This window comes from Amycolatopsis sp. NPDC049159 (assembly GCF_040648295.1).
Classification (GTDB): domain Bacteria; phylum Actinomycetota; class Actinomycetes; order Mycobacteriales; family Pseudonocardiaceae; genus Amycolatopsis; species Amycolatopsis pretoriensis_A.
Genome location: NZ_JBEZDL010000016.1, coordinates 65480 through 87339, shown reverse-complemented (window position 1 = coordinate 87339; position 21860 = coordinate 65480). Strand labels below are relative to the sequence as shown.

The window sequence follows — 21860 nt, the reverse complement described above, 5'->3', positions numbered from 1 at the left end:
CGGTCTCAGAGGAAGACGCGCGCGATGTCGAGCCACTCGTCCGCGTCTTCGCCGACCGCGGTGAGGCCGGTTTCGGCGCGGGACCGGCGGTGGGTGACCCGGAGGCAGAAGTCGAGCGCGCTGCCCCGCACGCTTTGCGCGGCGTCTTCGGGACCCCAGGTCCAGAGCTCGCCGCCGGGACCGGTGAGCTCGACGCGGAACGGCTCGCCCGGCATCGGCGACTGCGCCGCGTAAAACGACAGCTCCCGCCCTGCCACGCCCAAGGCGGCGACGTGCCGGAGCCGCCCGGTCGGCCGGTGCACGACGCCGAGCGCGTCGAAGACGTCCTGGCCGTGCGCCCAGGTCTCCATCAGCCGGAGCGGCACCATCAGGACCGCGGTGGCCTGCGAACCGAACCAGGGGAAGGTGTGGTCCAGTGGCACGTCGCCGAGCGCGTCCGCGAGTTCGGCCCGGCCGCCGCGCCAGCGTTCGAGCAGCTCCGGCCGCGGTTCGCCCGCGCCCGCCGCGGCATCGAGGTCGGCGTCCTTCGGCACGACGTCGAAGGCTTCGGGCGTGCGGATGGCGGTGAGCACGTTCGCGTCGGCCGCGGCGAGGTGGGCGAGCTGGTGCGCGATCGTCCAGCCTTCGGCCGGGGTCGGCCGGGACCAGTCGGGCTCCGTCGAGACCAGGGCGTCGAGCTCGTCGCCTTCGGCCACCAGGTCCTGGAGTGCGCGGTCGCGCGGTACCGCGGAGAGGTCGAGCCCGTAGTCGATCATCGCCGTTCAGGCTACCGGAAATGCGGTTTGTCCGGCTCCGGACTTCCGTCGGTTGACCGGCTGCGGGCACGCGAGAAGCCTGGTCCGGCTGGAGACCCTCCTGGGAAAGGACCGGCCGATGTCCTTGGGTGTTTCGTCCGCCAAGCGAAGAATCTTCGCCACGCTCACCGCTCTCCTCTTGCCGCTCGCCGTCGTGCTCGCCCCGGCCGCGCAAGCCGCCGAGCCGCGGCACGACGTGCCGAACCCGTTGCTCAAAGAACGTTTCGCCGAGGGGGAAGAGGAGGACGGCGACGACCCCGCGCTGTCCGCGCTCTGCCAGACCTACATCGGCAAGCCGAACCCGTACCGGCCGCTGGTGCCCAACCGCGACGTCATCGACGGCGACACCATCGTCCCGACCGGCAGCCAGACCGGCTGCAGCACCGCGCAGAACGAAACGACCATCGCCGTCAACCCCGAGAACCCGCGCAACATCGTCGCCGGGTCCAACGACTACCGGCTCTACAACACCCGCGAGTCCCGCAACGACTCCGGTGGTTTCGCCTACACCTCGTTCGACGGCGGCAAGACCTGGGCGAACGTTCGGCTGCCGCACCTGGACTTCCCGACCGGGGCGGCCGCGCCACTGTCGTACATGGACGCGGCGGGCGACCCGGCCATCGCGTTCGGGCCGCACAACACCGTCTACTACTCGACGCTCGTCTTCAGCCGGGCCGCGGTCCCGGACGACCAGCAGCAGGCCAGCGGCATCGCCGTGTCGGTTTCGCACGACGGCGGGCGCAGCTTCGGCGACCCGGCGATCCTGCACCTCGACGGCGTCACGCCGGCCGGCACCCCGACGCCCGCGAACATCTTCAACGACAAGGAGTGGATCGCCGCCGACCCCGTGTCGGGCACGGTGTACGTCACCTGGACGCAGTTCACCTACGACGCCGCCGGCAACTTCGTCGAATCGCCGATCGTGCTGTCGAAGTCCGGCGACTTCGGCCGGACGTGGTCGCCGGCGCGCCGTGTTTCGCCGTCGTTGACCGGCTTCCCGGGCGGCATCACGCCGTTCGGCAGCGGATCGAACCCGGTGGTCACCCGCGACGGGACGCTCCAGATCGCCTACGAGACATCGGTGTGCGCCACGGCGGCGTGCGACCGGCCGGCCGACCACGACGCCGTCGTCGTGGCGACCTCGCGTGACGGCGGCCGGACCTTCCGGCACGCCGAGGTGGGGCTCGACTTCGACTTCCCGGTCGACGAAGACGTCGCCAACAACGCGTTGACCGGGGAGAACTTCCGGGTCAACAGCTTCCCGCAGCTGGCGTACGACCGGGTGACCGACCACCTCTGGGTGACCTGGGCCGACGACCGCCACGGCACCTACCGCGACGGCGAGTCGGTCAAGACGGACGGGGACGCCTTCCTGAGCGGCTCCGACGGCCGGCACGGCTGGTCGGCGCCGGTGAAGATCGGCACGGGCGCCGACGAGGTGTTCCCCGCCGTCGCCGCACTGGCCGGGCGCGTGGCGGTCACCTTCTACACGCGCGCCTACGACCCGCACGGCATCGGCCTGGACTACGCCTACGCCACCGGGTGGGGCGACGGGGCCGGCACGGCCCCGATCCGGCGGATCACCACGCAGACGTCGAACCCGCAGGTGCAGTTCGTGGCGGCCGGCGCGGTCACCGGGAAGGAGCTCCAGGGCGTGTTCATCGGCGACTACACCGCGGCCGCGGTCGGCGCCGACTTCCGGCTGTACCCGTGCTGGACCGACTTCCGCGGCAACCCGGGCCGGACCCTGCCGAACCAGGACGTCGTGACGCAGCCGCTCTCGATGTTCCCCTGAGGCGCGGGAGCCGTGCCGGGATGACCGGCACGGCTCACTTCGCGTCGGCGTAGGTGTCCACCGGGGCGATGTGCAGCGGGAACCGCACCGGGCAGGCCGGGCCGAAGAGCATTCGCGCCGCCTCCGCCACGCTGTCCGTGATCGCCGTCGTCACCTCCTCCGCCAGCTCGGCCGGGGTGTGGACGATGACCTCGTCATGCTGGAAGAACACCAGGTGCGCGGGGGACGGGAGGCGCTGCCGCAGCGTCGCCAGCATGACCGCCGTCATGTCGGCCGCGCTGGCCTGGACGACGAAGTTGCGCGTGAACCGGCCCCAGCCGCGGGAGGCTCGGCGGGCCTTCAGCTCCCCCGCTTCGTCGGAGGCCAGCCCGCCGGTGAGCGCGCGCCACGCCGCCGACGGGGCCGGGGACGTGCGGCCCAGCCGGGAGCGGACCCGCTCGCCGCGTTCGCCGGCCTGGGCCGCGTGCTCCACATAGGACACCGCGTCCGGGAACCGCTGGCGCAGCAACGCGAGCAGGGGACCCGCTTCGCCGGACGTGCCGCCGTACATCGCCGACAGCATCGCGATCTTCGCCCGCGCCCGGTCGTCGCGGTCGTCGTCGGCCGCCGGGACCCAGCGGGCGCCCGAGAACAGCGCCTCGCCCAGCCGCGCGTACAGGTCCGTCGCCGCCGCGACGTCGGCCAGGCGCCGGTCGCCCGACAACGCCGTGAGCACCCGGGGCTCCAGCTGGGCGGCGTCGGCCACCACCAGCTTCCAGCCCGGATCGGCCCGGACGCAGGTGCGCAGCACCTTCGGGATCTGCAGCGCGCCGCCGCCCCGGCTGGCCCAGCGCCCGGACACCACCCCGCCCACGACGTAGTGCGGCCGGAACCGCCCGTCGGCGACCCACTCCTCAAGCCACGCCCACCCGTTCGCCGTGTACAGCCGCGAGAGCTCCTTGTACTCCAGCAGCGGCCCGACCGCCGGGTGGTCGATGCCCTTGAGCAGGTACTTCCGCGCCGCCGGGACCTCGATGCCGGCTCGCGCCAGCGCGCGGACCACGCTCGGCGGCGAGTCCGGGTTCACCGGCCGCCCGCCGAACGCCTCGCTGATTTTCGCCGCCAGCTCCACCAGCACCTTCGGCCGCTCGCCGGGCCGCACCCGCGGTCCGAGCCGGGAGACCAGCAGCGCCTCGTGCAGGTCGGCCCGCCAGGGCAGCCCGTCGGCCGACATCTCCACGGCGGCCAGCGCGCTCGCCGACTCGGCGGCCAGCAGCAGCCGCATCCGGTCGGGGTGCCCGGTCGCGGCCACCCGCCGCTCCTGCTCGGCCAGCACGCGCCGGACCGCCGTGACCACCGTCACGCCCTCGGGCAGCGTCGGCACGTGAGCGTCGAACAGCGTCGGCTGCGCCAGCTCGACGGCGGTCGAGTCCGGTGGCGGTTCCTCACCGTTCGCCCTGGCCCAGGCCGCGCGCAGGCTCCGCGACTGCCCGTCCGCGCCCTCGTACGCCAGCAGCAGCCCCTCCGCCAGCGCGACGTCGTAGCAGCGCCGCACCCGCACCCCGGCCCCGACTAGCACCGGGTACGTCGACTCCGCCGACGGGAACACCCACCGGGGCTCCAGCGACGCCTCCAGTTCCCGCGCCGACCTGGCGAAACCCGCTTCGTCCAGCCCCGTCACCGTCGACGACGACGTGTGCACGGTGAAGCTCCCGTCCTCCTCACGACCCGCGATCACCTGCACGAAGACATTGTGCCGACCACCACCGACATTTTTCGGGGGTTCGGGTGGCGGAGCCCCCGTCCTGGGGCGGAGTCCCGGATGACACCGACAGTTTCCGCGCGCTCGCGGGTGGTGCGTTCGGCCTACGTTGGTTTACTCTCCAGTAGCTCCCATACCGCCGGTACGCCCGCCGTCGGCGTGGGCTCTCTTCCCCGCAGCGATGGAGGTGCCTGGATGAGCCTGGTCGAGCTCGCCACGCAGGTGGCGGACAAGGTGGCCGAGACGGCCCGCAGCGTCGACGTGATGCGGCGCGCGGGTCTCGTCCCCTTCCCCCGGCTCGACGAGGGGGTCCGCTCCTTGGTGGCGATCCGCAAGTTCGGGCCCTTCGCCGGCGCGAACCACATCTCCGCGCGCCGCGACCCGACCGCCGTCGGCATCGTCGACGAGCTCGGCCCGCTCACCTACAAGCAGCTCGACGACCAGTCGAACGCGCTGGCCAGGGCGTGGTCGGGCCGCGGCATCCAGCCGGGCCAGGTCGTCGCTGCGCTCTGCCGCGACCACCGCGGCCTGGTCCTCACGATGGCGGCGGCCGGCAAGCTCGGCGTCCGCCTGCTGCTGATGAACACCGGGTTCGCGAAGCCCCAGCTGGCCGACGTCGCCGAGCGCGAAGGCGTCACCGCGCTGGTGTACGACCAGGAGTTCACCGGGCTGCTCGACGCGATGCCCGAGGGCGTCGACCGCTACCTCGCCTGGGTCGACCCGGACAGCGACCTGGCTGACCGGACCGTGCCGGTGCTCAGCGAGATCATCGCCAGCACCGACGACCGGCCGTGGCCCGCCCCGGCCAAGCCGGGCGGTTTCGTCCTGCTCACCAGCGGCACGACCGGCACCCCGAAGGGTGCGCCGCGGCCGCACACGTCGGCGCTGGCGTCGGCGCAGTTCCTCGACCGGATCCCGTTGCGGTCCAACGAGGCCACGTACATGGGCGCACCGCTGTTCCACGGCACCGGGCTCTCGCAGTTCATCCTCTCCTTCGCGCTCGGTTCGACGGTCGTGATGCGCCGCAAGTTCACCCCGGAGGAGGCCCTGCGCGGCGTCGCCGAGCACAAGTGCACCGCGCTCGTGCTGGTGCCGACGATGCTGCAGCGGATCGTCGACCTGCCGAAGGAAACCCGCGAGAAGTACGACACGTCGTCGCTGCGGATCATCTTCGTGGCCGGCTCGGCGCTGTCGCCGGACCTGGGCAACCGCGCGAACGAGGCGTTCGGGCCGGTGGTGCACAACCTGTACGGCTCAACCGAGGTCGCGGTGGCGACGGTCGCGACGCCGGAGGACTGGCGGAAGGCCCCGGGCACGGTCGGCCGCGCGCCGGTCGGCTGCAAGGTGGCGCTGTACGACCCGGCCGGCCGCCGCATCACCGAGCCCCACGTGACCGGCCGCGTCTTCGTGGGCAGCGGCCTCAGCTTCGGCGGCTACACCGACGGCCGCCACAAGGAGATCATCGACGGCCTGCTGTCCAGCGGCGACGTCGGCCACTTCGACGAGGACGGCCTGCTGTTCATCGACGGCCGCGACGACGAGATGATCGTCTCCGGCGGCGAGAACGTGTTCCCGATCGAGGTGGAGAACCTCTTGGTGGAACGCGAAGACGTCCTCGAGGCGGCGGTGATCGGCGTCGAGGACCCGGAGTTCGGCCAGCGGCTGAAGGCGTTCGTGGTGCTGGCGGACGGGGTTTCACCGGACGCGGACGAACTCCGCGACTACGTGAAGGCGAACTTGGCGCGGTACAAGGTGCCGCGGGACGTCGAGTTCCTCGACGAGCTGCCGCGCAACGCGACCGGGAAGGTGTTGCGCACCAAGCTTTCCTGACGTCCGCGCCTGCCGATCGGGTCAATCCCAGTCGATCCCGAACACCCCGGGCCCGAAGTCCAGCGCCACCGCGTGCACCCCGTCGCCGCCGTCGAGCTTCAGCTGGCGGCGGGCCAGCGAGCCCGCCGAGCCGTTGTGCGAGTACTGCCAGCAGCGCTCCGGCGCCGTTCCCGGCGCGAACCGGACCTCCAGCAGGTACTCCCGCACCGGGCGGCGGAACTCGCGGTAGTGGGTGTTGCGGCACTCCGGGTACGGCGGCCCGCCGTTCGTCAGCGTGTACTCGATCAAGTGCGTCTCGCCGCGGTTGATCGGCTGGTCGAAGAGGAGCTCGGCGACGATCAGGCCGTGGGCCTCGTCGACCTCGGCGCGGCCGACTCGGCAGTTGCGGACCGCGTGCAGCTCCGGGGCGCCCGCCGCCGGGTCGTCCTGGGTGTACACCAGGAGCCAGCGGTCCTGGCCGTCCGAGACCGCCTGGAACACCGCGCGGGCCGTGACCGCGCGCTGGCCGCCGTCCGCGGCGATGTCGCACAGGTCGTGCAGCCCGACCAGTTTCAGCGGGAGCTGGCGCTCCAGCGCGTTCGGGGCGCCGACCTTGTCCAGCAACGGCTGCAGCACCTCGCGCGGGAACGACATCGGCTCGCCGCCCGCCTGGCGCTTCCCGGCGCCGCCGCGGGGCCGGGGCGGGGGCAGCAGGCCGAGCAGCGCGCCCGCCGGGACGTCGAGGATCTCTTCCAGCGTACGGACGGCCGAGAGCGAGCTCTGCCGCTCGGGCTGGCGCTTGCCGGACTGCCAATAACTGAGGGCGGTGACGCTGACGACGACCCCGCGCGCCCGCAGCCGGGCCTGGATCCGGTCCAGGGACAGCCCGCTCGTCGCGATGGCCGCACGCAGCTGCGTGGCGAACGCGGTGCGCCCGTTCTCGTCGCCCGCCGTGCTGCCCGCCATTGCCGATCCGCCCCGTGCCGTCCCCCGACGATCCCCGACACGGAGCACGTTAGCAGGATTCCCCGCCCCGGCCGCGTCCCTCTTCGCCGGGCGGTCCGCTGGGGCGAACGGGCTAGTACTGGCAACTGTGAACCATTGCCCCGGCCAGGCCGGACACGCTTGTATGACTTGCCTGCGCCGGTGGCCCCGCCTCCCCCTCACGGACCACCCGGGCGCCGGCCGAGAAGCCGTGGACAACGGCTCCGGTTCACCCGGCCGCGTTGTGCGACCGGCCGGTGTGGCCGCGCGATGACCGGTGGCCCGGCGACGCCCCCAGCGCCGGGCCACCGGTCTTATTACCAACGGGTAGCATCCGAGCCATGACGCTCCGGAAGAACATCCTGATCACCGGCGCCAGCAGCGGGTTGGGCGAGGGGATGGCCCGCCAGTTCGCGGCGAAGGGGCGCAACCTCGCGTTGTGCGCGCGGCGCACCGAACGCCTCGAAACCCTGGCCAAGGAGCTCGAGGAAGCCCACCCCGGGATCAAGGTCGTCACGCGCACCCTCGACGTCACCGAGCACGACCGCGTGTTCGCCGTCTTCGAGGAGTTCCGCGCCGAGCTGGGGTCCCTCGACCGGGTGATTGTGAACGCCGGGCTCGGGAAGGGGCAGCCGGTCGGGAAGGGCCGGTTCGACGCCAACCGCCAGACCCTCGAGGTCAACTTCGTCGCGGCGGCGGCGCAGATCGAAGCCGCCGCCGGGATCTTCCGGGACCAGGGCGCCGGGCACCTGGCGGTGGTCTCCTCGTTCAGCGCCATCCGCGGGCTGCCGGGCAACCTCACCGCCTATGCCGCTTCGAAGGCCGGGATCTCCGCGTTCGTCGACGGCACCCGGCTGGAGCTCAAGCGCAAGGGCATCACCGTCACCGACGTCCGGCCGGGCTACATCGAGTCGGAGATGAACGACCGGATCGGCAAGAACCCGTTGCTCGCCAAGGCCGAGAGCGGGGCCAGGGCGCTGGTCAAGGCGATCGAGGCCGAACCGGCCCGCGCCTACGTCCCGGCGTGGCCCTGGGTGCCGCTGAGCCTCGCGATGCGCGTGGTGCCCGCCTCGATCCTGCGGAAGTTCGCGTGACCGCCGTCGAGGTGCGCGAAGAGGACGCCTTCGACGTCGCCGCGGTGCACGCTTGGCTGGCCACGAAGGTCGAGGGGCTCGGGGACGAGCCACCGCGCGTCCGGCAGTTCCCCGGCGGCGCGTCGAACCTGACCTACCTGCTGACCTACCCGGACCGCGAGCTGATCCTGCGCCGCCCGCCCGCCGGGCACAAGGCGGCGTCGGCGCACGACATGCGGCGCGAGTACCGGGTGCAGCACGCGCTCCGGCCGGTGTTCCCGTACGTGCCGCGGATGCTGGCCTTCGGTGACGACGAGAGCCTCTTCGGCGGCGACTTCTACGTCATGGAGAAGCTCGACGGGCTGATCCTGCGCGGCGACCTGCCCGAAGGCCTCGAACTGAGCGCGGACCAGGCGCGCGAGCTGTCCGGCAAGGTCGTGGACCGGCTGGTCGACCTGCACGCCGTCGACGTCACGAAGGCCGGGCTGGCCGACCTCGGCAAGGGCGCGGGGTACGTCGAGCGCCAGATCCGCGGCTGGTCGGACCGGTTCGCCGCGGCGCGCACGGACAACGTCGGCGACTTCGCCGAGGTGCGCGGGTGGCTGGCGGAGAACCAGCCGGCCGAGGTGAAGATCTGCTTGATCCACAACGACTACCGGCTCGACAACCTGGTGCTGGACGGCCCGGGGACGCTGAACATCACCGGCGTGCTGGACTGGGAGATGGCCACCCTCGGCGACCCGCTGATGGAGCTGGGCAGCATGCTGGCCTACTGGGTCCAGGCCGATGACGACGACGTCATGAAGGCGAGCCGCCGCCAGCCGACGCACCTGCCGGGGACCTTCACGCGCGAGGAGTTCGTCGCGCGCTATGCGGAGAAGACCGGGCTGGCCGTGGGCGACTGGCGGTTCTACGAGGTCTACGGCCTGTTCCGGCTCGCGGCGGTGCTGCAGCAGCTGTACCGGCGCTACCGGGAGGGCGCCACGCGCAACCCGGCGTTCAAGGACTTCTGGCAGTTCGTCGGCTACCTGGACTGGCGCTGCCGGGAAATCATCGCGAAGGGAAGCGTGTAGTGGGCGCGATCTACCTGGTCCGGCACGGCCAGGCGTCGTTCGGCGCGGCCGACTACGACGCACTGTCCCCGCAGGGCTTCGAGCAGTCCACAGTGGTCGGTGCGGAACTGCTGCGTCGCACCGTCTCCTTCACGCAGATCCGCTCGGGCACGCTGGCGCGGCAGCGGGACACCGCGGCGACCGCGCTCAAGGTGCTGGGCAGCGACGTCCCGGTGGTCGAGGACCCGCGCTGGAACGAGTACGACCACGTCGACATCGCGCGCCACCACGCCGGTGGCGCGCCGCAGGAGGATTCCCGGTCGTACCAAGGGGTGCTCGACGCGGCGCTGACCGCGTGGACGTCGGCGGGCACCGGCGGGCCGTGCGCCGAGACGTGGCCCGCGTTCCTCGCCCGCTGCCGTGCCGCGCTCGAAGACCTGGTGGCGTCGCTCGGCAAGGGGGAGCACGCGCTCGTGTTCACCTCGGGTGGCGTGATCGCCACCGTCTGCGGCCTGCTGATGGGCACGCCCGAAGCCGGGCTGCTGAAGCTCAACCGCGTCACGGTCAACGGCGGCATCACGAAGCTCGTGTCCGGCCGCGGCGGCGTCACCCTGTTGTCGTTCAACGAACACCCGCACTTCGAGGCCGACGCGGCTTCGCTGCTCACCTACCGGTAGGAGACGTTCGATGCGGTTCGGCGAGGTCACGATCCACCCGGTCAACGGCCACGGCCCGGAAGACGTCGTGGTCGACGCGGAAGGCCGGATCTACACCGGCGTCGACGACGGCCGCATCCTGCGCCTGTCCCCGGACGGCCGCCGCATCGACGTCCTCGCCGACACCGGCGGCCGTCCGCTGGGGCTCGAGTTGTACGGCGAGGACGAGCTCCTGATCTGCGACGCCCGCGCCGGCCTGCTGGTCGTCCCCCTTGCCGGTGGGACGCCGTCGGTCCTGGCGACTTCCGCGCTGGGCCTGGACTTCGTGTTCTGCAACAACGCGGCGGTGGCCGCGGACGGGACCGTGTACTTCACGGACTCGTCCCGCCGCTTCGGCATCGACAACTGGCGCGACGACCTGATCGAGCAGACCGCGGGCGGCCGCCTGCTGCGCCGCTCCCCGGACGGCTCGATCGACCTGCTCCTGGACGGCCTCCAGTTCGCGAACGGCGTGGCACTGGCCCCGGACGAGTCCTTTGTGGCCGTGGCCGAAACGGGAGCGTGCCGGGTGTCACGGGTGTCCCTTCCGGACGGTCGTGCCGACGTCCTCGTCGACGGCCTGTGGGGCTTCCCGGACAACATTTCGACGGGCACGGACGGGCTGATCTGGATCACGCAGGCTTCGCCGAAGGTGGCGGCGCTGGACGTGGTGCGCCGCCTGCCGGCGTTCCTCCGCGCGGGTGTCCGCCGGCTGCCGACGTCACTGCAGCCCAGCCCGGGCCGCGAGGTGGGCGTGCTGGGAGTGGCGGCCGACGGCAAGGTGGTCCGCGAACTGCGCGGCGAGATCGACGGCTTCCACATGCTGGTGGGCGTCCGCGAGTGGCAGGGGCAGCTGTACTTCGGCTCCCTGGAGGAGAACGCGGTCGCGGTCACCGCCGCCGCGGGGTGATTACCACGGCACGGTTTCCCCGTGCCGGTCCAGGAACCGCAGTCCGGGCTTGCCCGCCTGGGTCTCGAGAACGTCGACCACCGAAGGGATCGACTCCTCCGGCGCCAGCGGCGCGTCCGGGCCGCCGAGACGCGTCCGGTTGTGGCCGGGGTCGATCAGCAGCTTCGTGTGCCCGTCGCCTTCGTACCGGGTCGCGTAGCTGCGCATCAGCTGGTTGAGCGCGGCCTTGCTGGCCTTGTACAGCTCGTAGCCGGGTTCGGTGTTCAGCGTGATGCTGCCCTGCTCGGATGACATCACCGCGACCGTCCCACCCGGGACGACCAGTTCGCGCAAGGCTTCCAGCACCCGCAACGGGCTCAACGCGTTGGTGATCATCACTTCGGTGAACACCTCCGTCGGCACTTCGCCGATCGCGAGGTTGCCGCGGTCGACGGCCGCGTTCACGAACAGCAGGTCGAACCGTCTGCCGCTCAACCGCGCGCGCAGGGCGGCCAGGTGTGCCGGGTCGGTCATCTCCAGGGTTTCGACGGTCAGGTCCGGGGGAGCGTCGCCGCGGGTGGTGGCCGTGACCTGCCAGCCGCGGCGGGTCAGCTCGCGGGACAGGACCAGGCCGAGGCCGCGGGAGGCGCCGATGACGAGTGCTTCGGACATGGGGAACCTCATTTGTCTAGACGCGACGTTGCGTCTAGACAGTAGCACGCTATCGTGGCCGCATGCCCACTCCGCCCAGGGCCCGCTCCGGCAACCGGCGCGACGAAACCGCGCGTCTCGCGGTGCTGCACGCCGCCGACGACCTGCTCGTCGAGCACGGGTTCGGCGGGCTGACGATCGAGGCGATCGCGCGCGAGGCCGGCGTCGCCAAGCAGACGATCTACCGCTGGTGGCCGTCGAAGGTCGAGATCCTGCTCGACACGCTCGTCGAGGACACCGCCAAGCGCTTGCCGGTCCCGGAAAAGGGGCTCCGCGAATACCTGCACGCCTTCGCCGGCTTCATCACCGGCGACCCGGCGGGAAAGGTCCTGCTGGCGCTGCTCGCCCAGTCGCAGCACGACCCGGCCACGGCGGCGAGCTTCCAGGAGCGCTACCTCGGCCCGCGCCGAGAGCGAGAACGCGAGCTGATCACCCGGGCGATCGACGCGGGCGAGATCTCCCCGCGCCTCGGCCCCGATGCCTTGCTGGACGCGCTGTTCGGCCCGATCGTCTACAGCGCACTGATCGGTTCGGACCAGGACGTGGCCGGCGCGCTCGTCGAAGAACTGCTCTAGCGGCCCGTCCACCGCGGCTCGCGGCCCGCCGACCAGGCCGCGTAGAACTCCTTGTGGTCCTTCGCCGTCATCAGCAGCGCCTGCGTGATCGCTTCCAGCTCGATCGCGCTGCCCAGGTCCATGTCCAGTTCGCGGGTCAGCAGCACCTTCGTCGTCGCGTACGCCAGCGCCGGGCCGTCCGCCAGCCGGCGAGCCAGCGCCGACGCCGTCGACGCCAGTTCGGCGTCCGGGACCACTTGGGACGCCAGGCCGATCTCCAGCGCACGGGCCGCGGGCAGCTTGTCGCCCAGGATCAGCAGTTCCGTCGCGCGGCCGAGCCCGACCAGGCGGGGGAGCAGGTACGCCGAACCCATGTCCGCGCCGGCCAGCCCGACCTTCGTGAACAGGAACGCGAACTTCGCCGACTCGGCCAGCAGGCGGAAGTCGCTCGCCAGCGCGATCACCGAACCCGCGCCCGCCGCGACGCCGTTGACCGCGGCGATCACCGGGATCGGGCACTCGCGCAGGGCCTTCACCACCGCGCCCGTCATGCGCGTGAACTCCAGCAGCTCCGCCGTCTCGAACTTCTGCAGCTCGCCGATGATCTCCTCGACGTCGCCGCCGGAGCAGAAGCCGCGGCCCTGCCCGGTGATCACCAGCACCCGGACGTCTTCGTGCTGCGGCAGCTCCAGGACGAGGTCGCGCAGGTCGGCGTAGACGTCGAAGGTCAGCGCGTTCAGCTTTTCGGGCCGGGTGAAGGTCACCGTGGCGACCCCGCTGTCCACGGTGAACTCGAAGTGTTCCCACTCCTTCGTCAGCGGTGCGGTCGCGCGGAACGGGCTCATGACTGGATTCCTCCGCCGTCGAGTACGAGGGTCTGGCCGTTGATCGCGGCGGCTTCCGGGGCCGCCAGGAAGGAGGCGGCGAACGCCACCTCCGAAGGTTCGAGCAGCCGGCCGAGCGGGGACGCCGCCGCCAGCGCCGCTTCGGCGTCGTCGGGCGACCGGCCCGTGCGTTCCCGGATGCGGGCCACCGAGGACGCCGTCATGTCGGTGCGGACGAACGCCGGGCACACCGCGTTCGCCGTGACGCCGGTGCCGGCCAGTTCCGCCGCCACCGCGCGCACGAGACCCAGCGCCGCGTGCTTCGACGCCGTGTAGGCGGCCGTGTAGCGGTAACCGACGTGCGAGGCCGTCGAAGCCACCGTGACGATCCGGCCGCGGTCGCGCTCGCGCATCCCGGGCAAAACCGCCCGGGTGCAGAAGAACGCGCCCGTGGCGTTGACTTCGAGCTGCCGGTGCCAATCGTCCGAAGTGGTCCGGGCGGCCGGGGCGCTGGAAGAGATCCCGGCGTTGTTGACGAGCACGTCCACCGGGCCCGCCGCCGCGAAATACGCGGTGACGGCCGCTTCGTCGGTGACGTCGCACTCCGCGCTGCCGGGCGCCAGCACGGTGTCGCCGAGCGAGCGGAACCGCGCGGCGATCGCCGCGCCGATGCCGCGGGTGCCGCCGGTGACCACGACCAGGCGGCTCACGGGCGGGCCGCCAGTGCGCGCCGGTCGAGCTTTCCGTTGGCGGTACGGGGAAGTTCGGTCACGAACACCACCTCGCGGGGGTACTTGTGCTTGGCCAGGTGGGCTTTCGCGTGGTCCTTCAGCTCGGCCGCGGACACCGGTTCCCGCACCACGACGTACGCGCGCGGCACGACCAGGCCGTCGGTCTCGTGCCCGACGACCGCGCAGTCCACCACGGACTCGTGGCCGAGCAGGCAGTCCTCGATCTCGCCGGGCGCGACGAACACGCCGCCGACCTTGAGCAGCGCGTCGGCGCGGCCGTGGTGGCGGAAGTACCCGCCGGACCTGCTGAAGAGGTCGCCGGAGGTCAGCGTGTCGCCGTCGAACGTGCGCGCGGACTTCTCCGGGTCGCCGAAGTACTCCAGCGCGATCGTCGGCCCGGTCACCCGCAGCGGCCCGATTTCGCCGTCGGGCAACGGGTTCCCCAGCTCGTCGACGACCTCGGCGGTGTAGCCGGGGACGGCCGTGCCGAGCGTGCCGGCGCGGGCCTGTCCCGGCCGGTTCGACAGGTAGATGTGGTAGGCCTCGGACGAGCCGATGCCGTCGACGACCGGCACGCCGAAGGCCGCGTCCCACTTCCGGTGCAGCTCCGAGGGCAGCGCCTCGCCCGCCGACGTCGTCATCCGCAGGCAGCTCAGGTCCTGCTCCGCCGCGGCCGGGTGGGCGACCATCGCGCTCATCATGGTCGGCACGTTGACCAGCACCGTCGGCCGGTGCCGGGCGATCAGCTCGAAGATCAGGTCGGCCGTGCTGCGCTCGGGGAACGCGATCCCGGCGGCGCCGACGCCGAACGGGAACAACGCCACGAGGTCGCGCGCGTAACCGAAGAACAGCTTGGGCACGGCGAGAACGCGGTCGTCTTCGCGGAGGCCGAGGACTTCGACGGCGTACCGTTCGAAGCTCTCCCTGGGGCTGCGCAACGGGTGCACGCACGCCTTGGGCGCGCCGGTGCTGCCGGTGGTGAACTTCCAGATCGCGACGTCGTCCACAGTGGTCGGTGCGGCGTCCAGCGTGTCCGGCGCGGCGTCGAGCAACGTCCGGAACGGACGTTCGCCGGGGAGCAGCTCGCTCTCGGGAACCCCGGTGACCAGCAGGTTCCGGGCGCCGGCCGAGCGCAACGCGGGCAGCGTGACGGCGTCGGCGAGCACCGCGACGGCTTCGGTGTAGCCGAGGTAGTAGGCGTAGTCCTTGGGCTGCAGGAACGGGTAGACCTCGGCGGTGACCGCGCCGATCTTCTGGGCGCCGTACCAGGCCGCGACGAACTCCTCACCGTCGCTCAGCGCCAGCAGGACCCGCTGTCCTCTTCGGACACCGGCGTCGCGGAACACGTGCCCGGCGCGGTTGGCCAGCCCCGCCAGTGCCGCGTAGCTGACCGACCGGTCCCCGACGAGCAACGCCGTTCGCGCGCCGCGGCCCGCCGCCACGTGCCGGTCGAGGAAGTGCGTGGCGAGGTTGAACGGCTCACTCACGGGCCAGCTCCCGGATCGCTTCCACCAGCAGGTCGGTCAACGTCGAGAAAGTCTCGGCGCCTTCTTCCGGAGTCGCCTCGGCGGGCTTCCCGCAGTACGCGTCGGTCATCCCCATTTCGCGGAACCCGCCGTCGGACGGGGCCGAAGCCAGGCTCACCGGCACGTGCGGCAGCGTCCGCATCAGCGGCTGGTCCACCAGTTCGGGCCGGTCGGCCAGCACCAGCGACGTCTCGTACCGCCCGGCGTGGCACTCGCCCGACCGGAACTCCTCGGTCAGCCGCGCCGCGTGCCGCCGCCGGACCAGGTCGAGCAACGCCGCGCGCCCGTCGTAGGCGAAGTTGAGCGTCTCCACCGCCCGCCGCAGCGTGACCAGGTGCGCGGGCTCGAAGTGGTTGTTGACCAGCAGGATCCGGCGGAACCGCTGGCCGATCAGCGCGGCCCCGATGTCCACCAGCAGGGCGTGCAGCGTCTCCTCGCCGATGTGGACGCCGCCGGCGAACCCGGTCGCGAACCGCGTGACGCCGTAGGGGACCTCGGGCAGCACCAGCACGTGGACGTCGTCGTCGGCGGCCAGCCGCTCGGCCGCGCGCTCGCACATCCCGCGGGAGATCAGCGGGTCCGTGCCCAGCGGCGCGTGCGGCCCGTGCGGCTCGATCGCACCCAGCGGGAGCAGCAGCACCGGCACGCGCGGGCCGTCCGCCAGGGCGGCGACCTGCCGGGAGGTGAGGTCCGCGAAGTACGTCACGCAAATCAAGCTACACCGCAGCGGCCTGAGGTGTATAGAGTTGCGCCCATGCCCGTCGACGCCTTCGAAACCGGTCCCCAGGACCTGGTCGTGACGTTGCTGGGCAGCTACGTGCACCCGCGCGAAACCCGCCGGGTGTGGTCGGGCGGCCTGGTCGCGGTGCTCGCCGAGCTGGGCTTCTCCGACGGCGCGGCCCGCATCGCGCTGACCCGGCTGGTGCGCCGCGGCCTGCTGCAGCGGCACCGCGAAGGCCGCACCGTGCACTACTCGCTGACCCGGCGCAGCATCGCCCTGCTCGCCGACGGCGACCGGCGGATCTTCTCCCTCGGCCGCCGCGAGCGCGCCGCGGGCGAGTGGACCGTGCTGTGGCAGAGCATCCCGGAGAGCCGCCGCCAAGCCCGGGAACGCCTGGTCCGGCGGCTGCGGTTCCTCGGCTTCGGGCCCTACTCCGGCGGCACGTGGATCGCCCCGCACGACCGCGAGGCCGAGGTGCTCGCCCTGCTCGGCGAGCTCGACGTCACCGAGCACGCCGGGCTGCTGCTCGGCCGGCCGTCGGCCGCGCTGGACGTCCGCCGGTTCGCCGGCCGGGCCTGGGACCTCGACGACCTGGCCGCCCGGTACACCGGGTTCGTCGAGCAGTTCGGCGGGTACGCGGGGCGCGAGCTTCCGGACCCCGAAGCGTTCGAGGTCCGCACCCGCCTGGTGCACACCTTCCGCGCGTTCCCGTCCCTCGACCCGGAACTGCCCGCCGACCTGGTGCCCGCACCGGATCGCCGGGCGGCCGCGGTCGAGTTGTTCCACGATTTGTACGCCGCGCTCGCGGACCCCGCGCAGCGCCACTTCGACGAGGTGACCCGAGGATGACCGAACCCAGCCAAGCGACCCAGGAAGCCTTGAGCTACACCTCGTACCTCGCGCTCGACGAGGTGCTGGGTGCTCAGCGCCTGCGGTCGGACGAGCACGACGAACTGCTGTTCATCGTGATCCACCAGGTGTACGAGCTGTGGTTCAAGCAGATCCTGCACGAGGCGGAATTCCTGCAGCAGAACCTGGAAGCGGCCAACACCGCCCATTCGATCCGCACGCTGCGCCGGATCCTCACGATCCTCAAGGTCGCCGTCGCGCAGATCGACGTGCTGGAAACGATGACGCCCAGCCAGTTCACGAGTTTCCGCGCGCGGCTGGACGCGTCGAGCGGCTTCCAGTCGGCCCAGTTCCGCGAGCTGGAAGCCGTGCTCGGGCGGCGTGACGAGCGCGTGTTCGCGCACTACCCGGAGGGCGGCGAGCAGCGCAAAGGCATTGCCGGGGCGATGGCGCGGCCCTCGTTGTTCGACTCTTTTTTGGCGTACCTCAAGGCTTCTGGCTATCCCGTCGAGTGTGACCGAGACGTCACTCGACCGGTGGAGCCGTCCCCGGCCCTGCAGGCGATATTGCTGGACGTGTACAGCGACGACGGCGGACCGTCGGTCGTCGCCGAGTGTCTGGTCGATCTCGACGAAGGGATGCAGGAGTGGCGCTACCGGCACGTGAAGATGGTCGAACGCACCATCGGCGACAAGACCGGAACGGGGGGATCGTCCGGCGCGACTTACCTGCGCACCACGCTTTTCCAGCCGATGTTCCCCGATCTCTGGGCAGTACGGAGCCGACTGTGACCACCCTCGACGACGTCCGCGCGGACCACAACGCGCTGGCCGCGCACTACTCCCGGTTCGCGGTGGCCGATCGCCTGCTGCTGTCCGGGCATTCGCACCAGGCCTGGCCGGACGTCGCGGAGGAGGGCCTGCTGGAGTCCTTCGCGGACGCCGCCCGCGACGTCGACGCGAAGTGGGAGCGCGCCTTCGCGAAGGCCGACGAGCTGCGCGCCGGGTTCCGGCAGCTGCTCGGCGACCCGCACGGCGAGTACGCGCTCGGCGCGAGCACGCACGACCTGGTGCTGCGGTTCCTGTCCGCGATGGAGCTGCCGCGAAGACCCCGCCTGGTCACCACCGACGGCGAGTTCCACACCCTGCGCCGCCAGTTCGCCCGGCTCGAGGAGGAGGGCGTCGAGATCGTCCGGGTGCCGCTCGACCCGGTGCCCACGCTGGCCGAGCGCGTCGCCGCCGAGGTGGACGACGACACCGCCGCGGTGCTCGTCTCGGCCGTGCTGTTCGAGACGTCGCGGCTGGTGCCCGGCCTCGCGCACCTGGCCGACGTCTGCCGCGACCGCTCGATCGAGCTCGTCGTCGACGCCTACCACGCGCTCGGCGTCGTGCCGTTCGCGCTGCACGACCTCGGGCTCACCAACGCCTGGGTGCTCGGCGGCGGCTACAAGTACCTGCAGCTCGGCGAGGGCAACTGCTTCCTGCGGCTGCCCGCGCACGCCCAGGAGCTGCGGCCGGTGATCACCGGCTGGTACGCCGAGTTCGGGGCGCTGGCCGACGAACGCAACCCCGGCAAGGTCGCCTACGCCACCGGCGGCGACCGCTTCGCCGGCGCCACCTACGACCCGGCCAGCCACTACCGCGGCGCCCGGGTCCAGCGGTTCTTCGCCGAGCAGGGCCTCACACCCGAGTTCCTCCGCGAGGTTTCGCAGCACCAGGTGGGTCTGCTCGCGTCGGTGTTCGATTCGCTCGCCCTGCCCGCGGACGTCGTCACGCGCGACCGGGAGACGCCGCTGGACCGGCTCGGCGGCTTCCTTTCGCTGCGCTGCGCCGACGCGGGCGGTCTGCAGGCCGCGCTGGCCAAGCAAGGTGTCCGCACCGACAGCCGCGGGGCGTACCTGCGCTTCGGCCCGGCACCGTACCTTTCGGACACCCAGCTGGAGACGGCGATGGCCGCACTCGGACCGGCGGTCCGCGGCTGACCCCCTCAGGTACCCCCTAACCCGGGGGTTACCGGTCCGTATCGCGGGACCTGCACTGGTCCGGCGGACGGCGGGGATCTAGGTTGATCCGGGGAAATCGCACTCGGGCGGACGACCTCCGCCCCGCGCCCTTGGAAACCTTGAAGCGCGTCCCGGCCACGAACCGGGCGCGGGAGACAAAGGAGTCACCACCGTGACCGAAGGAGTGTTCACCCGGGGCACCGGGCACGAACAGGTCGTGTACTGCCACGACGAAGCCAGCGGCCTCAAGGCCATCATCGGCATCTACTCCACGGCGCTGGGTCCCGCTCTGGGCGGGACGCGCTTCCACCCCTACGCCACCGAAGCGGACGCACTCGACGACGTGCTCGCGCTGTCGAAGGGCATGGCCTACAAGAACGCGCTGGCCGGCCTCGACCTCGGCGGCGGCAAGGCCGTCATCATCGGCGACCCGAAGACGCTGAAGTCCGAAGCGCTGCTGCGCGCGTTCGGGCGCTTCGTGCAGTCCCTCGGCGGCCGCTACATCACGGCGTGCGACGTCGGCACGTACGTGCAGGACATGGACATCGTGGCCCGCGAGTCCCGCTTCGTCACCGGCCGCTCGCCGGAGGACGGCGGCGCCGGCGACTCCTCGGTGCTCACCGCGTTCGGCGTCTACCAGGGCATGCGGGCCTCGGCCGAGCACCTCTGGGGCAGCCCGGACCTCGCGGGCAAGCGCGTCGGCGTGGCCGGCGTCGGCAAGGTCGGGCACATCCTCGTCGGGCACCTGGTGGCGGCCGGCGCGCAGGTGACGATCACCGACGTGTGGGCCCCGGCGATCGAGCGCACCCGGTCGATCTACCCCGACGTCCGCGTGGTGTCCGATGTGGACGCCCTGCTGCGCACCGAGCTGGACGTCTTCGCCCCGTGCGCCCTCGGCGGCGCGCTCAACGACGAGACCGTGGCGCTGCTGAGCGCCCAGGTCGTCTGCGGCGCGGCGAACAACCAGCTCGCGCACCCCGGTATCGACAAGCAGCTGGCCGACCGCGGCGTCCTGTACGCGCCGGACTACCTGGTCAACGCCGGCGGCGTGATCCAGGTCGACGACGAGCGCCACGGCTTCGACTTCGACCGCGCCAAGCGCAAGACGACCGCGATCTTCGACACGACGAAGGCCGTGTTCAAGCTGGCCGAGACCGAAGGCGTGCCCCCGGCGACGGCGGCGGACCGGCTCGCGGAGCGGCGCATGGCGGAGATCGGCAGGCTGCGGTCCATCATGGCCGGGTGAGTCCTTCCCCCGAAGAGATCTTCGCGACGGCGGGCGTGCAGGGGTTCCTGCACGCCCGCCGTCTCGATTCGTCCCTCGAGTTCTGCCTCGGCGCCGACGAACCGGTCGTGCTGGCGTCGGTGGTGAAGGTGGCGCTGGCCTACGAGTTCGCCCGGCAGGTCACGGCGGGGCTGCTCGACCCGGCCGACCAGGTGCGCGCGACCGCCGCGGACCGCCTGGGCGGCAGTGGCTCGGCGGGCTTCGCCGACGACGTCTCCTACAGCCTGCGCGACGCGGCCCGGCTGGCCCTGTCGGTGTCCGACAACACGGCGGCGGACCTGCTCTTCGACCGGGTGGGCGTGGCGAACGTGCGCTCGCTGCTGGCCGAGCTGGGCCTGTCGCGGACGTCGGTCATCGGTGCCCCGCGTGACCTGCTGCGCACGATCATCGAGGACACCGGGGCCGGGCGGCCGCTGCGGGCGCTGGATCCCCGGCGGACGACGGCGAGCACCCCGCGCGAGATGACCGCGTTGCTGGCGGCGATCTGGGCCGATCCGGCGGGCGTCCCGGTGCGCGAGTGGATGTCGGCCCAGGTGAGCTGGCACCGGCTGACGGCGGGCTTCCCGCCGGAGGTCGCGGTGGCGGGCAAGACGGGCACGATGCCGGGCATCCGCAACGAAATCGGCGTGGCGACCTACCCGGACGGGCTCGCGTACGCGGTCGCGGCGTTCACGGTGGGCGGCGCGGAGACGCTCCGACGTCCGGACATCGACCGAGCGATCGGCGACGCGGCCCGGGTGGCGGTCGAGCAGCTCCGCGACTCGTGAGTGTTCAGGGCGGTCAGAACCGCCCTGAACACTCACGAGGTCTGGTAGAAGACGTCCCAGGGCCGGGCCTCGACCGGGTTCGGGGGCACGATCCGGGAGATCCCGTCGCCTTCGAGCACCGCCGCCGCCAGCTCGGCCAGCTTCGCGGCTTGGGGGTGCGGGCTGGCCGGGGGCCAGGCGAACGCCATCCGCGAGCGCAGCACCTCCCCCTCCAGCGGCCGCCACACCACGCGCGGTTCCTTGCGCGGGCCCGGTTCGAACGCGACGCCGTGGCCGGCCAGCACCAGGCCCAGCGCGAACTCCGGGTTGCGCGCGTGGCGGATCGACGCCGGGCGGAAGCCGTGGTCCCAGCACGTGCGCAGGAGGGCGTCGTAGCTGCCCGGCGCCGCCGCGCGCGGGGCGTGCACCAGGCCTTCGCCAGCGAGGTCGGCCAGGGAAAGCGAACTGCGGCGGGCCAGCGGGGAATCGCGGGGGAGGACCACGCCCAGCGGGGTGTCGATCACCGGGCCGAGCTCCAGGTCGACGACGTCGACCGGCAGCTGCAGCAGGCCCGCGTCGAGCGACCGGTCCGCGAGCAGCCGGGTCTGCTCGGCGGTCGTCAGCTCCTGCAGGTCGAGCCGGACGGCCGGGTACTGCGCGGCGAACGCCGTCAGGATGCCGGCGAGGACACCGCCGGGCAGCTCCGGGGGCACGCCCGCGCGCACCGCGTCCAGCTCGCCGCGCTCGGCCTTCGCGACCAGCGACGTCATCCGGTCCCACCGGGAGAGCAGCTCGCGGGCCTCGGCGCGCAGGACTTCGCCGGCTTCGGTGAGCGTGACGCGGCGGCCGCGGTCGAACAGCTTCGCGCCCAGCTCCGCTTCGAGCCGCTTGACGCGCTGGCTCAACGGCGGCTGCGCGATGCCGAGCCGCTCCGCCGCGCGGCCGAAGTGGAGTTCGTCGGCGACGACGAGGAAGTACCGCAGCGAACGGAGGTGGTCCACGCTGCGACGATAGCCGTACCCCTATCGACATGCCGGCGGATCGATCTTGGACAGCGGTCCGCGGTTCATGGTCGGGTG

The 21860-nt window shown here is 72.1% G+C and carries 21 protein-coding genes; 12 read left to right on the top strand and 9 right to left on the bottom strand.

What is annotated here, in order from left to right:
• Window positions 1–5 precede the first annotated feature (5 nt).
• Window positions 6–755, bottom strand: a complete 750-nt coding sequence (locus tag AB0B33_RS28010; RefSeq protein ID WP_360777110.1) for a TIGR03084 family metal-binding protein — start codon at window positions 753–755, stop codon at window positions 6–8.
• A 118-nt stretch (window positions 756–873) separates the two neighbouring features.
• Between AB0B33_RS28010 and AB0B33_RS28005 the strand changes: the two genes are divergently transcribed.
• A complete protein-coding gene (locus tag AB0B33_RS28005; RefSeq protein ID WP_360777108.1) occupies window positions 874–2589 on the top strand; it encodes a sialidase family protein in 1716 nt (571 codons plus the stop codon).
• A 34-nt stretch (window positions 2590–2623) separates the two neighbouring features.
• Here AB0B33_RS28005 and AB0B33_RS28000 read toward each other — a convergent pair whose 3' ends face one another.
• Entirely contained in the window at window positions 2624–4312 is a 1689-nt protein-coding gene (locus tag AB0B33_RS28000) for a bifunctional 3'-5' exonuclease/DNA polymerase (RefSeq protein ID WP_360777107.1), read from the bottom strand.
• A 213-nt stretch (window positions 4313–4525) separates the two neighbouring features.
• On the opposite strand from AB0B33_RS28000, the gene AB0B33_RS27995 reads away from it, so the two are divergent.
• Window positions 4526–6160 carry an acyl-CoA synthetase gene (locus AB0B33_RS27995; protein ID WP_360777105.1) on the top strand — a complete coding sequence of 545 codons (1635 nt, stop codon included), beginning with the start codon at window positions 4526–4528 and terminating at the stop codon, window positions 6158–6160.
• 21 nt (window positions 6161–6181) lie between these two features.
• On the opposite strand, the gene AB0B33_RS27990 is transcribed toward AB0B33_RS27995, so the two are convergent.
• Window positions 6182–7105 carry a hypothetical protein gene (locus AB0B33_RS27990; protein ID WP_247020076.1) on the bottom strand — a complete coding sequence of 308 codons (924 nt, stop codon included), beginning with the start codon at window positions 7103–7105 and terminating at the stop codon, window positions 6182–6184.
• A gap of 359 nt (window positions 7106–7464) precedes the next feature.
• Here AB0B33_RS27990 and AB0B33_RS27985 point away from each other — a divergent pair, with 359 nt between their 5' ends.
• Genes AB0B33_RS27985 through AB0B33_RS27970 form a run of 4 tightly spaced genes read left to right on the top strand, consistent with a single transcriptional unit; the run spans window position 7465 to window position 10853 of the window.
• Window positions 7465–8217: an SDR family oxidoreductase gene (locus AB0B33_RS27985; RefSeq protein ID WP_360777103.1), complete on the top strand. Its 753-nt coding sequence runs from the start codon at window positions 7465–7467 to the stop codon at window positions 8215–8217.
• A complete protein-coding gene (locus tag AB0B33_RS27980) occupies window positions 8214–9269 on the top strand; it encodes a phosphotransferase family protein (protein WP_360777101.1) in 1056 nt (351 codons plus the stop codon). The genes AB0B33_RS27985 and AB0B33_RS27980 overlap by 4 nt, the downstream gene beginning before the upstream one ends.
• Entirely contained in the window at window positions 9269–9925 is a 657-nt protein-coding gene (locus AB0B33_RS27975) for a histidine phosphatase family protein (protein WP_360777100.1), read from the top strand. The genes AB0B33_RS27980 and AB0B33_RS27975 overlap by 1 nt, the downstream gene beginning before the upstream one ends.
• 10 nt (window positions 9926–9935) lie before the next feature.
• On the top strand, window positions 9936–10853 hold the full coding sequence (locus tag AB0B33_RS27970) for an SMP-30/gluconolactonase/LRE family protein (protein ID WP_360777098.1): 918 nt from the start codon (window positions 9936–9938) through the stop codon (window positions 10851–10853).
• Here AB0B33_RS27970 and AB0B33_RS27965 read toward each other — a convergent pair whose 3' ends face one another.
• Entirely contained in the window at window positions 10854–11504 is a 651-nt protein-coding gene (locus AB0B33_RS27965; RefSeq protein ID WP_360777096.1) for an SDR family NAD(P)-dependent oxidoreductase, read from the bottom strand. It lies immediately after the preceding gene.
• 62 nt (window positions 11505–11566) lie between these two features.
• Here AB0B33_RS27965 and AB0B33_RS27960 point away from each other — a divergent pair, with 62 nt between their 5' ends.
• Complete coding sequence (locus tag AB0B33_RS27960) at window positions 11567–12118, top strand: TetR/AcrR family transcriptional regulator (protein ID WP_360777094.1); 552 nt, start codon at window positions 11567–11569, stop codon at window positions 12116–12118.
• On the opposite strand, the gene AB0B33_RS27955 is transcribed toward AB0B33_RS27960, so the two are convergent.
• Genes AB0B33_RS27955 through AB0B33_RS27940 form a run of 4 tightly spaced genes read right to left on the bottom strand, consistent with a single transcriptional unit; the run spans window position 12115 to window position 15884 of the window.
• Window positions 12115–12942 (bottom strand): enoyl-CoA hydratase family protein, encoded by an 828-nt coding sequence (locus AB0B33_RS27955; protein ID WP_360777092.1) that lies wholly within the window; start codon window positions 12940–12942, stop codon window positions 12115–12117. The two genes, AB0B33_RS27960 and AB0B33_RS27955, sit on opposite strands and share 4 nt — an antisense overlap.
• Window positions 12939–13631, bottom strand: a complete 693-nt coding sequence (locus AB0B33_RS27950; RefSeq protein ID WP_360777090.1) for an SDR family NAD(P)-dependent oxidoreductase — start codon at window positions 13629–13631, stop codon at window positions 12939–12941. Before AB0B33_RS27950 ends, AB0B33_RS27955 begins: the two co-directional genes overlap by 4 nt.
• Window positions 13628–15139 carry a benzoate-CoA ligase family protein gene (locus AB0B33_RS27945; protein ID WP_360777088.1) on the bottom strand — a complete coding sequence of 504 codons (1512 nt, stop codon included), beginning with the start codon at window positions 15137–15139 and terminating at the stop codon, window positions 13628–13630. Before AB0B33_RS27945 ends, AB0B33_RS27950 begins: the two co-directional genes overlap by 4 nt.
• Entirely contained in the window at window positions 15132–15884 is a 753-nt protein-coding gene (locus tag AB0B33_RS27940; protein WP_360777086.1) for a creatininase family protein, read from the bottom strand. The genes AB0B33_RS27945 and AB0B33_RS27940 overlap by 8 nt, the downstream gene beginning before the upstream one ends.
• Before the next feature lie 48 nt (window positions 15885–15932).
• Between AB0B33_RS27940 and AB0B33_RS27935 the strand changes: the two genes are divergently transcribed.
• The 5 genes from AB0B33_RS27935 to AB0B33_RS27915 all read left to right on the top strand — a co-directional run bounded on the left by AB0B33_RS27935 (window position 15933) and on the right by AB0B33_RS27915 (window position 20802).
• A complete protein-coding gene (locus tag AB0B33_RS27935) occupies window positions 15933–16748 on the top strand; it encodes a PaaX family transcriptional regulator C-terminal domain-containing protein (RefSeq protein ID WP_360777084.1) in 816 nt (271 codons plus the stop codon).
• Window positions 16745–17539, top strand: a complete 795-nt coding sequence (locus AB0B33_RS27930; RefSeq protein ID WP_360777082.1) for a tryptophan 2,3-dioxygenase family protein — start codon at window positions 16745–16747, stop codon at window positions 17537–17539. The genes AB0B33_RS27935 and AB0B33_RS27930 overlap by 4 nt, the downstream gene beginning before the upstream one ends.
• Entirely contained in the window at window positions 17536–18729 is a 1194-nt protein-coding gene (locus AB0B33_RS27925; protein ID WP_360777080.1) for a kynureninase, read from the top strand. The genes AB0B33_RS27930 and AB0B33_RS27925 overlap by 4 nt, the downstream gene beginning before the upstream one ends.
• Window positions 18730–18922: 193 nt before the next feature.
• Complete coding sequence (locus AB0B33_RS27920; RefSeq protein ID WP_247020105.1) at window positions 18923–19996, top strand: Glu/Leu/Phe/Val dehydrogenase dimerization domain-containing protein; 1074 nt, start codon at window positions 18923–18925, stop codon at window positions 19994–19996.
• Complete coding sequence (locus AB0B33_RS27915) at window positions 19993–20802, top strand: serine hydrolase (protein WP_360777078.1); 810 nt, start codon at window positions 19993–19995, stop codon at window positions 20800–20802. Before AB0B33_RS27920 ends, AB0B33_RS27915 begins: the two co-directional genes overlap by 4 nt.
• 32 nt (window positions 20803–20834) lie before the next feature.
• Here AB0B33_RS27915 and AB0B33_RS27910 read toward each other — a convergent pair whose 3' ends face one another.
• Window positions 20835–21782: a LysR substrate-binding domain-containing protein gene (locus AB0B33_RS27910; protein ID WP_360777076.1), complete on the bottom strand. Its 948-nt coding sequence runs from the start codon at window positions 21780–21782 to the stop codon at window positions 20835–20837.
• Between the last annotated feature and the right edge of the window lie 78 nt (window positions 21783–21860).

Bases quoted from the DNA above. Each gene is read 5' to 3' on its own strand.
- AB0B33_RS28005 (WP_360777108.1), top strand. From the start codon at position 874: ATGTCCTTGGGTGTTTCGTCCGCCAAGCGAAGAATCTTCGCCACGCTC.
- AB0B33_RS27990 (WP_247020076.1), bottom strand. From the start codon at position 7,105: ATGGCGGGCAGCACGGCGGGCGACGAGAACGGGCGCACCGCGTTCGCC.
- AB0B33_RS27995 (WP_360777105.1), top strand. From the start codon at position 4,526: ATGAGCCTGGTCGAGCTCGCCACGCAGGTGGCGGACAAGGTGGCCGAG.
- AB0B33_RS28010 (WP_360777110.1), bottom strand. From the start codon at position 755: ATGATCGACTACGGGCTCGACCTCTCCGCGGTACCGCGCGACCGCGCA.
- AB0B33_RS27970 (WP_360777098.1), top strand. From the start codon at position 9,936: ATGCGGTTCGGCGAGGTCACGATCCACCCGGTCAACGGCCACGGCCCG.
- AB0B33_RS27965 (WP_360777096.1), bottom strand. From the start codon at position 11,504: ATGTCCGAAGCACTCGTCATCGGCGCCTCCCGCGGCCTCGGCCTGGTC.
- AB0B33_RS27960 (WP_360777094.1), top strand. From the start codon at position 11,567: ATGCCCACTCCGCCCAGGGCCCGCTCCGGCAACCGGCGCGACGAAACC.
- AB0B33_RS27985 (WP_360777103.1), top strand. From the start codon at position 7,465: ATGACGCTCCGGAAGAACATCCTGATCACCGGCGCCAGCAGCGGGTTG.
- AB0B33_RS27930 (WP_360777082.1), top strand. From the start codon at position 16,745: ATGACCGAACCCAGCCAAGCGACCCAGGAAGCCTTGAGCTACACCTCG.
- AB0B33_RS27935 (WP_360777084.1), top strand. From the start codon at position 15,933: ATGCCCGTCGACGCCTTCGAAACCGGTCCCCAGGACCTGGTCGTGACG.
- AB0B33_RS27955 (WP_360777092.1), bottom strand. From the start codon at position 12,942: ATGAGCCCGTTCCGCGCGACCGCACCGCTGACGAAGGAGTGGGAACAC.